Below are 17,929 nucleotides of genomic sequence, written 5' to 3'. Positions count from 1 at the left end.
ACTCCGAATAGCACATTTGAATACAATTAATTTTTATTCAGATACTTATTTTTGATAATGAATACAACCAAAATACAAGAACTGGATGATACTTTAATCAAAGCATCAAGGAAAATTAAAGTATTAAAAGCACTTACCTGGCCTGTTGAGGCAGAAGGTGAATTTTTGAACAACTGGAAAAAGGGACAACCCAAACTTCCAAATATTAACCTAGCTAAACCTAATGTAAAGGAGAATATTGAGGCACTTGAAACCATCGCAGCTAAATGTGATGTGGAGCATCCTGTTGAAAAATTTCTATCCGAAACAGCTTTTAGTTATGCCAATGCTGGCCGCATGTTAGAATCAATTGGGACCCCTGATTTCACACATTTCTCTACCAAAATTTATGGTCGTCCCGATATGGTTTACAAATTTCAGGGATTTTCATCGGTGGAGGTAGCAAAGAACTTTCTTGAGATAACAGATAATCTAATTGGAAACAAACATTTACTTCCTACTAAAACTGATATAACAGCTTTAGAATTTGCGGATTGGTTAAAAGTGGAAGTGGATGATTTTTTTGAACACGACACTGTAGAGGTTTTATTAGATCACACTATTTCTTCGAAAGCCTTGGCTGGTGCCTCACGGATTCGGGTACGTGGGAGTGCGATGTTTTCTCAATTGGATAAAAACCAGCTCTTATTCCATGAGGCCTATATTCATACTGCTACGCAAATTAATGGGAAAAAACAACCTAACCTTAAATCCCTTGGTCTAGGGGCACCGCGAACCACACGTACACAAGAGGGAATAGCAGTAATGGCAGAACTCATTACCAACTCTATCGACATTACAAGACTCAGAAGAATTGCTCTTCGTGTAATTGCCGTGAAAATGGCCTTAGACGGTGCTGACTTTATTGATCTTTTTAAGTTTTTCCTTGAGGCAGGACAACCTGAAATTGAATCAGTAAGATCTGCCCAGAGGATTTTCAGAGGAGGAGCCGTTAAAGGTGGAGTGGTATTTACTAAAGATGCGGTTTATCTTCAAGGTCTGTTAGAAGTACATACATTTCTCAGAATCGCTATTCGTGACAATCGACCTGAATTGGTAAAATATTTATTTGCAGGAAGACTTACCATGGCAGATGCAATCCGCCTGGCACCCTATTTTGAAAGTCAATTTTTAGTCGATCCGGTATACATGCCTACATGGGCAACTGATCTTACACGACTTGGTGCCACAATGGCCTATTCTGCTTTTATGGCGAACATTAAACTAGATCACATTGATACTGACCGCTTTATTGAAAGTGAAGAAGATTTTAGTCGGGAAGTGAACCAGATTAATTAGTTTCTTTCTAAAGTGTTATGGGTTTTATTTCTTTACTTATTAGCGTATGCTCTATATTAGTTTATATGGTTTTCAGCTTGTTTAGCTCCTTTGAGTTAAATTCTTTTTAGTTTTTCAGGCAATTACATTGCATTATAGATTTTTAAACATTTTAGTTTTTTTATAGTCTTTGAGAAAGGAGATTATTATTATTAGGAAACATAAAAAATAGCGGGGTAAAATAAACACTTTAAAATTGCCTTAGGATTTTTTATGTTTCTCTATCCCTTACATACCCGAATCACAATACAATAAAAAACTTGCTTTGGCAAATTCCATGATTTTCAGTACATTGAGATCACTTAAGGACTTGATGATTTGTTTATCTGGAAATGGAAAAAAATGGAAACCCTCAAAAATTATCGCATCTCAATGAGCAATCCGATGGTATAAATAACCTGGAACTTCCCCACATCAATCTTCCTAAAGGAGGAGGCGCTATTAAAGGCATTGATGAAAAATTCAACATAAATCCATTGAACGGAACAGCAAATATTTCCATCCCACTTCCGCTCAGTCCGAACAGGAATAATTTCTTTCCCGATTTGGCTTTGCAGTATAATTCTGGAGGTGGAAACAGTCCCTTTGGACTTGGCTGGCAGTTAAATATGTCTTCCATCCAGATAAAAACAGAAAAAGCCCTTCCTAAATATACTGATGAGGATATCTATCAATTAACGGGTATTGAGGACCTGGAACCCTATCTCGAAAGGGATAGTAATAATGAATGGCAACATGTAATCAAAGAAGAGAATGGGTTTATAGTCAGTCGTTACAGGCCACGAACCGAAACTAGCCATGATAAAATCGAAAAAATAGAGCATGCCTTTTATGGATGTTATTGGAAGGTAACCAATCGTGAAAATATTGTCACTTTTTATGGAAAGAGTGAAATGGCTCGAATTACCGATCCAGCAGAGACAAAAAAGATATTTAAATGGCTGGCAGAATTTAGTTATGATAATAAGGGAAACTGGATTCAATATGAATACAAGAAAGAAGACCTTGAAAATGTTCCCAATCTTCTTCATGAAACCCATAGATTTAAAGCTAACTTACCTTTCGCGAATTGTTACCCAAAGCGGGTTATTTATGGGAATAAAACGCCTTATTATCCAGATTCTTCAACTGCATTTTACCCTGTTGAGCCCTTGCAAAGGGATTCTTGTTTCGAACTTGTTTTTGATTATGGCGAGCATGATGTAGAAAAACCCACCCCGGATGAAGAAATAAATAGAAAATGGGATTATCGTGAGGATGCATTTTCGTCTTACAGAACAGGCTTTGAGATTCGTACATTCAGGCTATGTAAAAGGATATTAATGTTTCATTATTTTAATGAATTAGATCCTAAACCCTGTCTGGTGAAAAGTCTGGAACTCAATTACACAACTGCTAATTTTGATAATTCGGAAACTCTACTGAGTGAGACGAGTTATCTTTTTTCGGCTGTAAAAAGTGGTTACATCAAACAAGAAGACGGCCATTATTCAAAAAAATCTATTCCTCCTATTACTTTTGAGTACCAACTGCCGGAATGGGATACCAATGTTAAGTATTTATCAGAAAAACATTTAGTAAATTCTCCTGTTGGTCTTACAAATGGATATCAATGGGTAGATTTATATGGAGAAGGAATTCCCGGGATTTTAACTGAACAAGGTGATGCATGGTATTATAAACAAAACCTTGGGGATAATTGGGGAAGTGGAGACAGGTTTTCTCCTATAGAACAAGTCACCACGAAACCTGCTATTAATGGCTTAAATAATGGTCGTCTGGCTTTACAAGACCTGGAAGCCAGTGGAGAAAAACAGATTGTTATAAAGTCTGCAGGTCTATCAGGATTTCACCAGATGAAAAATATGGTGTCCGAAGTGACGGCAGATATAGCCTCTTTTATACCATTTGAAAACATCCCAAATACCGATTGGAAAAATCAAAATGCCAGATACATAGATCTGAATGGAGATGGCCGACCTGAATTGGTGGTTTCTGAAGAAAATGCTTTCTTATGGTATGAAAGCATGGGGAAAAAGGGTTATGCAGAAGGGAAAAAAAACCTCAAACCTTTTGATGAGGATACAGGACCTGCTATGGTTTTTTCTGATGAAGGTGAAAGTATTTTTTTGGCTGATTTTTCAGGGGATGGTCTTACTGATATTATTAGGATTAGAAATGGAGAAATATGTTACTGGCCCAATTTGGGTTATGGAAACTTTGGTTCAAAGATTTCTATGGCCAATGCTCCCTTATTTGACTTTTCGGATACATATCATTCCAGCCGAATTTATCTGGCTGATATTAGTGGTACAGGTGCCACAGATATAATATACCTTGAGGAAGACCGCTTTAAAGTTTACATCAATCAAGCGGGAAATGGATGGAGTAGCCCTAAAGAGATTGCTCCTTTTGTGCCTGTTGATAACAGGGGGAAGTTTTCTGTTATTGACTTATTGGGAACAGGAACTGGCTGTATCGTTTGGTCTTCCGATTTACCCAATGAGCATCCAATGCGCTATATCGATTTAATGGGGAGCAAGAAACCCCATATCATGACAGGCTATTCCAATAATTTGGGTAAAGAGGTCTCATTCGGTTATAAAAGTTCCACCTATTTTTATCTGAAAGCTAAGGAAGAAGGAACGCCTTGGGTAACTAAACTGCCTTTTCCTGTTCATGTAATTGAAAGTATTCACACAAAAGACCATATATCTTCCTCTCAGCTTAATACGAGTTATTGCTATTATCACGGATATTATGATCATGAAGAAAGAGAATTCAGGGGGTTTGGAAGAGTGGACCAAATTGATCAGGAAACGTTCGATTCTTATCAGGAAGAAGATAAACTAGATATTCCTCCGGTACTTTCAAAGACCTGGATACATACGGGGTCTTATTTAAATCAGCATGAATTTTCCAAACAGTTTCAAAAAGAATATTTTCAGGATTCCGGGATTGAAAATCAATTGCCAGATAGTGAAATTGAAAATACAGATGGTTTTTCATATCAGGATTATAGAGAAGCCGTAAGATGCATTAAAGGCCGTACACTTCGCCAGGAAATATATTCGCTTGACGGTTCAGAAAAAGAAAGTAAACCTTATACAATCAGGGAGAATAATTATACCATAAGGAGACTACAGCCCAGAAAAGAAAATCATTATGGAGTATTTCAGACATTCAATCGGGAAACAATTACCTTGGCTACAGAAAGAAATACAGATGACCCGCGGGTAGCCCATCAATTTGGCTTATTATATGATGAATATGGCAATCCTTTACAAAGTCTGGAGGTCGTATATCCAAGAAAAAGTGGGTCAGCTGGCATCCGGCCAGAACAGATGAAATTACATGCTTTCCTTCAAACAATGCAATTTGAGAATGAGGTAAATTTGTATTATAGGTTGGGTTTAGTCCAAAAACAGACTCACTATGAAATAGGAGGACTCTCATTAGAGTTAGATGCAGTTTTCGCCTTTGAGGATGTTTTCTCACAATTAGAAAATATACTGGATAACCCAAATGTACTTTTGCACCATGAGATTTTTACAAGCGGTGTACAGGCCAAAATAATGGGTGCTAAAATCTTTACCTATAAAGAAGGAAACCTTAGGCATTTGGCCCTTACGGATCATCAGGAAACTATGGTAATGAGTAACCATTGGGCAGGCTTAGCTTATAATGGAAAAGTTAATGACGCCCTATTGCAAGAATCCGGTTATCAATTGAAAGATGACCATTGGTGGGTAAGTTCAGATAAGATAGATTATCTGGATGCCTCAGGTTTTTACCTACCCAATAAGAGTGAGGATGTTTTTGGAAATGTATCTTCAATTGGCTATGATGAATATTATTTGACTGTAAAAGAAACTGTAGATGCCTTACAAAACAAGGTAATAGGAGAAATTAATTATCGTACGCTATCCCTGAATAAAATTACAGATATAAATGATAATGTATCTGAAACCTTAACCAACGAGTTGGGAATGGTGGTAGCAACCACAACATATGGTACAGAAGAAGGTATACAAAAAGGGGATGACCCGATCAACCTTTATCAACCTATACCTGTTCCTTCTTTGGAGGATATCATTGATAATCCAAATGTTTATTTACAAGGGGCTACTTCCTATTTTTATTACCACCTGGAAAATTGGGAAAATGGGCATCTTCCTCCACACTTTATACAATTACAGAGAGAAATACATAAAAGTGATAATCCAAATGAGGAAATTTCCCAAATACAAATTAGCCTTGGGTATACAGATGGTTTTGGAAGAGCATTGCAAAACAAGATCAAACACAGTGAAAATAAATGGCTGGTTTCAGGCAGAACGATTTACAACAATAAGGAAAAACCTGTAAAACAATATGAGCCATTCTTTTCAGATACTTATCTATTTCAATCTGAGCATGAAATCGGGCCAGTAGGCGTTACACCTGTTTTTCATTATGATCCTTTGGGGAGACTTATTAAAACAGAATCACCGGATGGTTTTCATTCCAAAATAACAATTGACTCCTGGGAGGTAACTCATTTCGATCAAAATGATACCATTTTAGATTCCAAGGCCTACCTGGAAGGAATATTATTACCAGCTAATGACCCCAAAAGAATTGCTTTAAACAAAGCTATACCACACTATAATACCCCTTTAAAAGTAATTTTGGATTCCCTTGGTCGGGAATTTTGTGTAGAACAGATAAAAGAGGAAGATGGTGAACCATTCATAAATTATACAGAATTTGATACGCTCGGTAATCCCCTTACACTAACAGACCCAAGACAATTTGTGGCCAATAAAGGCAGGAATGAAACTGAAAAAATATATAATTTTAAATATACCTACGATTTATTGGGTAATGTGCTAAGCACCAATAGCAGCGATGCGGGAGTTACCTACAATCTGATAAATGCTAAGGGGAATCCACTATATTTTTGGAATGCCAGAGATTATCAGACTAAGATTCTTTATGATACGCTTCATCGTCCATTAGAAACGCTGGTGGAAGGTCCTGATTTAAATATTCTTGCCCAGAAAATTATTTATGGAAATGATAAATCAAAAAATCAAAATGGTCAGGTTATAGTGTCTTATGATCAGTCCGGGAAATCAGAAAATTTACTTTTCAATTTCAAAGGTCAATTGCTTCATTCAACTCAACAGCTTTGCAGCCAATATAAAAAGGAACCTGATTGGGCTCATTTCGATCAGGTAGATATGGAACCAGAAGTATATTATAGCAAAATGGAATATGATGCTTTAGGGAAAATAATAAAATCAATTTTACCAGATGGAAGCGTCCACATTCCCAAATATCATGATATTGGCTGGTTAAAAAGTGTTGAAGTAAAATTGAGGGGAAATATTTTTGGCGAAGAATCTACGAATTTACCAACAAACTTTGTCAATGATATTTCCTATGATGCCAAGGGACAAAGAAGCCAAATTATTTATGGGAACGGAGTAAGAACTTCCTATTACTATGATGAGAAGAATTTCAGGTTGACCAAATTGCTGACTCAAAGACCGCAAGAAAACGGAGGCCAGGCGATGCTTCAGGATATCCAGTATATTTATGATCCGGTAGGAAACCTTGTACAGATTTCTGATATCAGCCATACTCAGGTGTTTAATGCAGGTCAGCAGGTTGATGCCACCATGAATTACGTTTATGATGCGCTTTACCAGTTAACACAAGCCACAGGTAGAGAACACCTGGGATTAACCAAAAATACCCACCAGCAATATGCTGATGTTTTAAATAGTAGCCAGTTTGTGCATATCAATGATGCCAACGGGTTGGGTAATTTCAACCAGAATTTCACTTATGATGAAAGTGGAAACCTTATAAAAATTCAACATACAGGTAATAATTCATATACCAGAAATATAACTGCTTCACCTACAAGTAATCGCTGTATTACTGATGAAATGGATAGTAGTATTCCAATGGAAGAAAATTTTGATGCTGCCGGAAATCTTAATAGCCTGGAACATTTGGCCGGCATTGATTGGAATTATAGGAATAACATTGCCTCTGCTACAATTATAGAAAGACAAATAGAAGATGAAAATGGTAATCCTCTCAATATAAGCGATGCTGAATATTATGTGTACGATGCTTCAGGCCAAAGAATTAGAAAAATAAAGGAGACTTACAATCGCAATGGGGATTTGCTTTGGAAAGAGGAAAAGATTTATTTGGGAGGTTTAGAACTTAAAAGGAAATATCAGGGGAATAACCAGCAACTAAAAGAACATCGAAGTACTATTCATATTACAGATGGAGAAAAGCGCATTGCATTGGTACATTATTGGGATAATTCTAACGATAACTCAGTTTCAGTAGCCAGTCATAAAATTCATTACCAGCTAGGAAACCATTTAGGATCGGCTAGTATGGAGGTGGATGCTCAGGGGCATCTCATATCATATGAGGAATATTATCCCTTTGGAGGTACTGCCTATACCACAGGAAGTAGTTTAGCAGAAGTAAAATTGAAGGAATACCGCTATACGGGAAAAGAAAGAGATAACACAACCGGGCTTTATTATTATGGAGCCAGGTACTATGCACCCTGGATGGGCAGATGGCTAAACCCCGATCCGGCAGGTACGGTGGATGGGTTGAATTTGTATGTATTTGTAAGAAACAATCCTTTGAAACTTGTAGATATAAAAGGAACTTCTTCAAGTAGACCTGATTGGTTAATTAAAGTTCAGGAGGGAAATGATTGGGAAAATGTTACAAATGAAATGTTGGATCAGGCAGTCTTAGATGGACATATCAAAGGCTATGCATCTGAGGTAAGGTTAAGTACACCAAAACATGGAACTTATACTTCAGCAGATAAAGTAGTATTTTTTAATGATGATACCGTTGTAGTAAATGAAACTAAATTATCCGGTTCAACTGAGTTAACAGGGAGGCAAAAAGAAGCAGCCATTCAAATTGCTGAAAAGGGGGAAGTAGACATGGATTCCGATTCACGTACCTATAAACACCTAGATAAGGATGGTAAATTAGTTACTGGAAAACTTGAGAAAACCTCATTTAAAGTTTCAGCATATACTATTTGGAGAAAATTAGTACCTGAGGGAACTCATACCTTAGGTCATATGGTAATACCAGGAATGAAGACTGAAGAAATTGCCAAAGCAACCGGATCTAGTAAGGCAAGTATCGAACATATAAGTGAAAGCGAAAAAATTGAACCTAAGCCAAGGATGAAAAGAAAATCTTCACAAAGAGGAATGACAGTCCCTGGTATTCCCGGAAAAATATTATCCGGATTATCATTAGGGTTCGGTGCTTACGAAGTTTATTCAGGAGAAAAAACCATGTATGAAGCTTTTGCCCCAGAAGAATTGATAGCCCTTCAAAAGGGAGATTTTATGGGCTTAGCAAAATTATATGGTGAAAGTTATGTGACTGGTAAAATATCTGCTTTGGTATATTATAATCCTGCAATTGCCCTGGAGGGAGGTATACTGTCTCTGGTTGTGGCAGTTCCTGCAGCCGCTTATATACAAATGACTGAGTCTGAAGAGGATTATTTAAAAAGAATTGGTATGGACCGAAAAGAACCTATAAAGTTTTATGGTTTATAAAGTTTTAGGTCAATATGTTTTTGATCAAAGCTTATAATTTACCAGTAACATCAAATCGGCTAAGTTTTCACTATCAGCTTGTGAAATACTTAATGAAAAAGGCGTATCAAAATCAATATCGGTGTATTGGCCTTGTAACATCGGTAAATCACTGGCTAAAGCAAGTGGCACAGGATTTTGATCCACATTTAAGGAAAAACTGCTTTGGCCATCTTTGGTTTTTACCAATATAGTGACGGATTCAATGGAAAGGTTGTTAAAAGACTGAGTCAGGTAGGGGAGTCTTCTTTTTTCTACGGTTGCCTTAGCATTTTGCTTGTTTATGAGCAAATGCCAGAGATTTGGCAAATCCTTTCTCACATCAATTAAAAGAAAAAGCCCGGTGAAACCAAGGTCTTGCTGTATAAATTCCAGTCGTTGTGTCAATCCGGTATTTGCCGCACTTTTTAATGGCTCACCACCTTCTCGTGCAGTGTAATTTAAGCCAACAACCACATCCGTAATTGTTTCATAATTAAATTGCTTTATCTCGGTGGCTAATTCCAAACGCCATCGGCTTATTGCCCCGGCTCGCTCAAATGGCAGATATCTTTCATCCCTGAAATTTAAGTCAAATACTCCACTATCCTGCTGTGCCTGGCTAACAGCGATGGCTTTTATGGCATCTACTTCATAGACAAACCGTTCATCATTATTGATATTTTCTTCGTATTGAGAACTCAAATCCACTTCCTTTCGGTATTTGTTGTTTAACATGGTGAGCTTGGCATTAATAGAAGTAAAAGGTCCTGTCACACAAGGAATACTGATACTCACTGACTTAATCCTTCTAAAGAAATGTCCCGGATAATCCATATCAAAGAGTATTTCGGGGACTTCAAATTCACAGGAACCTGTGAGCCTGAGGTTTAAAATGGCAAGTGGATCAAGCAAAGCCAAAGAAATATTTTTACTAATCTCATACTCTCGGATATTGTTTTCCATATAACTCACTTCCATCCTCCTGGCGTCCAGCAATAATTTTTCACCAGCTAAAAGACCCTTTTTTAAACTGTCCCAATAACCAAATTTCACAAAGGAAACCTGGTCTATTCCCAGTTCATGTTTATAACACATTTCTGCCCTTTTAGCCATTTCGAAAGCCAATTGGTAAGTTTGGAAATAAACAGAAGACATTTGTGAAAGCATCCAATTGTAGAGGGTCTCATTTGTAAATTTATCTTTTAAAAATGCTGTGGATTCTTCCGCCAGTTCAATCCGTCTTTCATGATTACTCAGTTCATGTTCGGCCATGGCAATTTTAATATCAATACCAGCCAGTTGCTTTTCTATCTGTTTTATCTCAGATTCAGCCACTTCTGTTTGATGATCCCACTCTTCTTTTCTCCTTCCGTATTGACCCATAGTCTGTGCCATTCCTGCAGCAGTCTGGGTAAAATCGGCAAAAATACTTAAAACCTTGGCACCTGTTTTAACAGGTGTTTGGGGTTCCAGAAAAGTAGAAAGGGTGACGGGAGAAGCTATACCTGCCACCCCTGCTGTGATTCTGGGGATAAAGGACAAGGGAACACTGCTTGCCTCAGTAATTTGTGACAAAGTCCTGAGGTACCAGCTGTATGTCCTTAAGGTTAGATCCAGGTTCTCCCCTATATTCATATATTGCCTGTTCTTATAAAAATGTACTCGAATTTCTACTGTTTTCTTATTCTGCTCAAGACTGTCTTTTTGGTTTTTTAATTCTTTTATGGCCTCTTTTTTCAGTTTAACACTTAAGCTGAGCATTTCTTTTTCCTGCTCAGCCTTCATTAATGAAAGTGTCTCTGCATCTTTTTTCTCCATTATTCCTAAGAGTTGATTGCCTAAATACTTTGTATTTTCAATTAATTCAATGCTCTTTTGGAAAACTACATTAAACCGGTAATGAGGTAATGGGGCTAAAAGGCTACCTGTTACGGAGGCAATATCTACCCCAGAAGCTGCTGCATTTACAAGTAATGCCGGATCAATTGGAGGTTGGAACAGCGGTAGCTTTCTGAATACGCCATCTATGTTGAGACAATTCCTGATTTTAAAAAGTCTGTCTCCAACTATATCCCAATAGTCCAAAATGTAATCATTGAAGGGAAGGCAAAACTGCCCCAATACTCCTAAGATTCCCTGAGCTCCGTTTAAGGAGGAATCGGAATTATGTTGATTCAGACTGTTTCCCAAGGCCGCCAGGGAGAATTGACCATTCAATAGTTCTGAAACTGTTTTAAAATTAGCCTTATTTTTATTGTCAACTATTAGTGGAGGCTCCCCTAAAATATTGGATGCTAAAATATATAATTGTGTGGCTTCATTGATTGATTCCATCGTGTCTTGCCTAAACAAACGATCTCCCCAGGCAATCAAATTATCCAGGTATTTCATGACCGTCATCCGCATAAAGGCTACTATTCTGAACCGGGAAATAGCATAAGGCTGAAATGGATTGGCTTCCCACTCATTGATCATCGTTTCCAGATTCATTCCTTCCGTATCGTCTACCCTTTCTAACTGTTCTTCCAAATCCTCGTAGGAAGCGCCCCAAAGTTGAGCAAAATAAAAGGGTTTGATCTTCCAGTAGCGTTCCATACCAATGCCGTCTTTAGAAGTTGGATCAAAAATGAAATGAAACCATTTTTGTGCTTCATCAAACTTTTGGTTTTGTGTTAGCCTGGTTGCAATCATCATAGGGATATGAAAGAAAATTTCCCAATTGTATTGCTCGTAGGCACTTCCGTAGGAAAAATCAATGACTTCCCTTGGTTCACCAACCACAATCTGACGGTTTGGCTTATAGGTGGTGTCAAAGTTAAAGACAGGTTGCGTATCTGTTTTTTGTCTGACCAAATCATTGGCATCCCTTGTTCCCTGGATATTTGGATCCGGATCGTATAATCCTTCTATTCCAAACCGCCTTACCTGCCTGGTGAAGGCACATGCGTAAGCATGGTAATGTTCGCTTACTTCATATTTTACATTTACTTTGCCAATTGGAAAAGATGCTTCCGGAAAATTTAATTCATTAATATTTATATCTTTCCCTATTTCAAATTCATCTAATAATCCAGGTTGAACCTCTTTTGCCTCTCTTTTTTTGGTGGGAATACTCCTCTTCTGGTAATGTGTTTCTTTTTGAATATGCTCTTGTTCTAATACCAATTCCTGAAGGTGTTTAAGGTCTTGTAATGAATTGGTTTCCAATGAAGTAATTGATTCACGGAAGAAAAATGTACGATGTTTATCCGCAATAAAAAAGCACTCATTTTCAGAACCTTCCTTACAATCGGTAATGCCTGCCAAGACATTTGATGGAATCTCTTCCAGCAACAAATTTCCATCATGTAATCCAAATGGAAGATTGTTATCGGTATATTCCTCTACTAACTTTATATGATGATGAGTGTTGATTTGTGCACTGTTATCAAAGAATTCCCATTGGTCTGTTTGTGTTCCTAAACTTTGGGCAGCTCTCATTTCCCCAGTACAATTATCTAATATAAAATAACCAATAAGCTGGTCTTCTCTTCTTTGTGGAAAATCTGATACGGAATGATAAGAGACCTCACTGGCATAAACATTAATTTTCAACCTAATACTATTGGCACTTACCGTAAACCTGTATTCAAATGCCGTAACATCTTTTTCACCCAGCAGGAATCCCTTAGAAAGTTGTTTCCCACTCCATGCCTCATTCCTTTGGGTCATCCAGTTCAGTTCTATTTCCTGATAGGTAAATTTTTGTTTTATGGCTTCCTGTTCCCTTCTTTTCTCTGCTAATTGTAAATCAACATTAGCTTTATCTCTTTCAAGTTCCTGGATTTTCACTTCGAAATCTTCAATCATAGAACTCACATAGGTACCGATGAGCGTATTATCTACCAGGTCATCATAGTCCTCAATTTTTCCATTAAGTGCATCAATATCGTCATCAATTTTAACTATTTCATCTTCTAATAATGATATCTCCTCATGGATGGTACTGCTTTCATACCCTTCTTCATCAAGCTGCTCATTGAATGATGGCCAACATAAATATAGTTCCCCACTATAAACACCCAAGAGTACCTGCTCAGATTCAATTTCTGCATCAATCTTTGTCCACGGAGTCCAAACTTCCTTATTTAACCATTTTCGCAAATAATATTTGTGGGGAAAATTACTGGTTCGTGCCACTACGAGAACTTCTTCTTTAAAAGGCAAATCGTAAAAGTTCACAATTTCAAGATTAGAGATTTCATGCAATTTATCCAGGTATCCAAGTACTGCATTTTCAGCCAATTCATGATTCAATTCTCCCTGCATCAATTCCTGTTCGAATTCTTTGAAAATTGGGGTTTTATTGTCCCTTAGATCAGGTTCAAGCCAATTTTCAGGATAGGCAAATACCTTCACATTTGCCTCCCATACCCGATAGTTCTTTCTCCATTTCCACTCTGCAGCATCTTCCTTAAAAAAGCTCAAAACCTTTCCATTTTGAGGATCAAACTCCAGGCCTAATAAAATACGCTGGATAAACTGTTGAACAGAGGCAATGGCTTGTTTTGTTCTCGAAGTAGTGAAACAGGATCCCATGTCCACATCGATTAGGTAAAAAGCATATGTTTGCTCATTTGTAAGATCCAAAGCACCTCTTGTCCTTACAAAATTTACTAAAGCGTCACGTTGTCTTTCCCGGATTTCGCCTCTCAATTTTTCAGAAACCTGTAACCAGCTAGCCTGTTCGTAATGTTTTCTTACTGCAGTTTTTGTAATATTTGCCGCATCAATACTGGTTATAGGTTCTGCCAATTTTAGCAGTTGGTTACCTTCAATACCTAAATGTTTTAAATGATTGCATGCTTTTTTTAACCTGTGAAGCAGAGACATATTTAGGTAGCCAGAGGGGTAAATCATATTTAGTACATTTGTTGAAACCAGCACACTAAAATCAGACATATTGATTCCAAATAAATTGGACATCCGTTCATGAATCCCTTCCTCATCTATTTCATTATTGATAACAGCTGCCAAAACAGCATATATATCATCGGTATCTGAGTTTATTTCGGTTTGTATTTGTTTGAGTAAAAACAGGTTGTACCATTTCAGTAAATTGGCATTACCCAAGGTAGAAAAGTCTAGTAAGTTCAATTCAGCATGAAAGTCTTGTGTAAATGCGATTTCTTCGGCATTGAGATGAATTGCCTGTATCAGGCTGGCCTGTTTGAATAAAAGTAACAATGCTTCTTCAACAGATTCCTGAGCATTCGATTCATCATTTAGAAACTCAGAAGAGACCAATAATTCGGTGATTTCCAGCATATTTGCTGGTCTGGCCTTGATCAGTTCTTCTACTTGCCCCTCATCCAAACCCAAATTTTCCTGTAATATTTGATAGACAATTCCTTCTATTTCAATTATTCCGGTAGTATTTTCCTGGTTATAAGTTGATTGTTCAACAATTATCTGGTCCTTTATTTTTGAAATGAGTTCATCTAAGTCTTCCTCTGTTAATTCCAATCCTGCATCTTCATCACTTATGCCTTGGATAGTATAAAGCAGAAGGTCAGCAGTTATCCCTCCGCTAATATGCAAATCGATGAGGAGTAAATAGAATAGGGTACCAATCGGGCCGGGCATTTGAGTTCGGGAAGGGCCTAGTGGATATCCGATTAATTTTTGCCATTTGAGTATTTCAGCCACCGAAATATGTAAAGCTCTTGCCATAGATGCCTGCCTGAATATCTCTGATAAGTTTGCAATATTCAGTAATATTTCATCATTTAACTCAGGAAGCATTTCAGAAGAAATGATTGCTAACAGTTCATCGGAGTTGATATTACATCCTGCCATTACGCTCATCGCAATGTCTGGATGTAGTTCCCAAACCTTATTTCCAATCCCATCAGTAGAGTACTTAGCAAGCCATCGGTTGTTTTGATCTACCAGGTCCACCACAGTCATTTCTGCAGTTATTCCATTTCCTTTTATCCCGAAAACATCCTCAATTAAGTTTAATCCATTTTCAGTTGGGGTTGAATTTATACTGTTCAGGGCAAAGTTTTTATGGTATATGGACTGTTTATTTTTAAAATTGGTACTGTAAAGATTTCCGAACCATGAAGCTATTTCATCTATTGGAATATTAAATTTTTGATTCATTTCCGCCACAATACCCAGGTTGGAAAAGGTCTCTATATCCAGTTTCGCACTTTTCGAAATATTTTGCAAAGCTGCATCCAGTTCTCCTACATGCCAGTTAGTTTTATTGATTATCCTTACGAACCTATGAAAGCGATCTAGCAGGCTGCTATTATCTGCACTGATGAACTGAAATTCTGCACTATCCAAATCACTTAAGTCCTCCGGTATCAAAGTTCTGGCATTTGGGTTGACAAAATTACTGGAAAATACTTCAGTAATTTTATCGAAATTCAAAGAAGTCCTTTTTATAAATTTCCGGATGTTTTTTAAGTCCACAGCAGGATTTCCTGTTTGCCATATTAAGGTCCTCTTTGCAGTATTACTTGCCGGATTAATAACAATCAGCACCTCAGCAGCATCCAATCCAAGTCTTTCTGCAGCTACTTCCAAAAGTTTTAATGGGTTGTTATCAGGCCTTAAAAGGGCCATTAGTTCAGTTCGGTCTGTGCCTAGTTGTTTTAAATAAGTTCGTACTTCATCTGCCCATAAATTGTAGGGCAATCCCCAAGGTGCGGTCGTCAGTCTTAACTTATTGTAAGCTTCCACCTGTAAGTATTCAGGATGGGCTGCCAATTCTTCTGTAGTCCATGTGGTTTGAAGGGCAAGACTACTTTCGATCAACCAAGCATCCGGTATTTTAAAAACTAAGGAACTTGTGGCTACCACATGTTCCAAAAGCTCATTTACCAAATCTATAAAAGGTAAGGGAGTATGAGAATTTTCACAATCCAGCCTCAGATTATTAATATCAGGTCTCCTTTCGAATAATAATTGTAATCCAGTTTTTCCCTGAAGATTTGGTGAAGTGTTAGCCCTTTCCAAAAATCGGAGCATATCAATGAGGTAGGCGGATGGACTAAAAGCTGAAATACAATGTTCACATCCACTACTTCCTTTATCACCAAATAAGGCCGCTAAGGTAGGTTCTATTTTAACAGGAGAATTGGTGCTTGGAGTTTCTTTTTCAGTATTTACCTTTGCCAAGGAGAGTCCGAACAAGCCTACTGATTGCTGGTGTTGTGCATTTTTGTAAATATTAGCAGCCTCCTCTAGATTCAGCCCCTGTGATTTCATATTCACATTAAATTTCCCCCTTCCTCCTTGTAAAACTGAATCGGCATTTTCGTAATTTCCAAGCCAAAGTGCCTTAAAAGAATTGTATCTCTGGTTAACAGGTGCCAAATGAAAGAGCCTTTCAGTTTTTTCCAACAATTCCTTTTCTTTGGGAGCTACTTTTATCTCATTTGCTCTCCAGTATTCCTCCAGTGAACTCTTTGAAAAATCAAATGTTTCGTTTGTATTTAACCACTTTTGAACAAGTGGGATTTTCAGGTTATTATCTTTCGTCAAGTTTTGGAAGAAAACTTCTGTTGAAAAGGTTTTTTCAATTGACCTTGAAATACTAGAGGCGATTTTCAAATAAGTATCCTCAGGAATGGATTTATTAGGTAACTCTATATATTTTTTTATGGATTTTAACCATTGATTCTCTGTCAATTTAGCCAGGTCCTTTATTAGTTTTATCCCAAAATCTTTTTCAATACCATTGAGCAACTTTGGCTGTGAATAGGCAAACTCAAAAAGCAATAAGGAATCTTTCAAAGATTTTCCTTCCTTGTCCTTAAGTGTTCCTTGTTTCATTAGTTCATCCACCACAATTCCTCCTGGCAAACCAGACTTTAAATATGAATTCAGGAATGTTTCGAAAGATTTTTGAGTTACATTTCTAACTTTAAGGTAGTCACTTAAAACCCTGGCGTTTTGAACAATATGAGGGACCCTTCTGGTTCTGAAGAGATTGATTAGATCCTCATTATTCTCAAATTGAAGGTTATGTGATTCTTCTGCTTTAGCTAAAAGATGTTTTATTTTTGCATCTCTTAACCCTAAAAAAGCCTGAAGGTTGGGTTTTACACCCCCTGCAATACAAGCAAAACACAACTTGCTGATTTTTTCAATCTCATCCTCATTTTGCTGGCTGAGGGATTTACCAATCAGTCTTGCTCTTAAAAAATCCCTGATAAGATTGCCCTGAAGGTTAGTTTCTACAGCTATTAATTTCACATCATTATTTGTGGCAGTCGTAGTCAGAGTATCTAAATTATATTTTTCTAATTGTGCAGATAGAATATTATAGGTAGAGGGTGTCTGATTCTTTTTTAAGGAAATTTCCAGGTCAATTTTTTCATTTTTACCAGTAACCTTTTTCATTTGGCTTATACCGATATGTTCCTCTTTTTCAATATTATTTTGATACGCTTTAATAATAACATTAATATTTTCCTTATTAATGATGGAAGTTTTGTCTAAATCAATTTCAATGGAGTATTCCCCATTATAGTCAGTTTCTGTTTTTGAAAGAAGGGTTAGTGAACCAATAGCTTTGTGGAATAATTTTATCTGCAAACCTTCTAAGGGTAATTTTGCAGAATTGACTATTTTTCCTGAAATTTTGAATGTTCCATCTTTGCTCTGTACTTTGTTAGATGTGTTGGACAACGATAATTTTGCGGTGACTCCCAAGCTTTTTAATTTGTCTAAAATTTTAGTAGAGATAAGCTTGTTTTTGCCTTTGTAAACAATGCCACCATTTTGAATTAGAACCTTGGCTTTATCTTTACTCAAATTGAATGGAGTTCCCATCAATACCTTGGCAACTTCAGTTTTGTTTTCCTTTATCGCCAGGATGCTTATTTCGTAATCCATATTTACTGATTTTTTAA

General features: G+C 37.1%; 3 protein-coding genes. 2 read left to right on the top strand and 1 reads right to left on the bottom strand.

Features of this window, described 5'->3' with window-relative positions; translation table 11 throughout:
- The first annotated feature begins 57 nt into the window (after positions 1 to 57).
- The gene (locus A3EM_RS0107490) at positions 58 to 1,338 is read left to right on the top strand and encodes a peptidase MATCAP family protein (RefSeq protein WP_020527571.1); all 1,281 of its coding nucleotides are present in this window, start codon (positions 58 to 60) and stop codon (positions 1,336 to 1,338) included.
- A 371-nt stretch (positions 1,339 to 1,709) separates the two neighbouring features.
- The gene (locus A3EM_RS0107485) at positions 1,710 to 8,996 is read left to right on the top strand and encodes a SpvB/TcaC N-terminal domain-containing protein (RefSeq protein WP_020527570.1); all 7,287 of its coding nucleotides are present in this window, start codon (positions 1,710 to 1,712) and stop codon (positions 8,994 to 8,996) included.
- A gap of 24 nt (positions 8,997 to 9,020) precedes the next feature.
- Here A3EM_RS0107485 and A3EM_RS0107480 read toward each other — a convergent pair whose 3' ends face one another.
- Positions 9,021 to 17,912: a Tc toxin subunit A-related protein gene (locus A3EM_RS0107480; protein ID WP_020527569.1), complete on the bottom strand. Its 8,892-nt coding sequence runs from the start codon at positions 17,910 to 17,912 to the stop codon at positions 9,021 to 9,023.
- Positions 17,913 to 17,929 lie beyond the last annotated feature (17 nt).

This window comes from Flexithrix dorotheae DSM 6795 (assembly GCF_000379765.1).
In the GTDB taxonomy this organism is placed as follows: domain Bacteria; phylum Bacteroidota; class Bacteroidia; order Cytophagales; family Flammeovirgaceae; genus Flexithrix; species Flexithrix dorotheae.
This window is presented reverse-complemented; position numbering and strand designations above follow the sequence as displayed.

What these genes read in the sequence shown, in the direction of transcription:
- A3EM_RS0107490 (WP_020527571.1), top strand. Translation starts at nt 58, where the DNA reads ATGAATACAACCAAAATACAAGAACTGGATGATACTTTAATCAAAGCA.
- A3EM_RS0107485 (WP_020527570.1), top strand. Translation starts at nt 1,710, where the DNA reads ATGGAAAAAAATGGAAACCCTCAAAAATTATCGCATCTCAATGAGCAA.
- A3EM_RS0107480 (WP_020527569.1), bottom strand. Translation starts at nt 17,912, where the DNA reads ATGGATTACGAAATAAGCATCCTGGCGATAAAGGAAAACAAAACTGAA.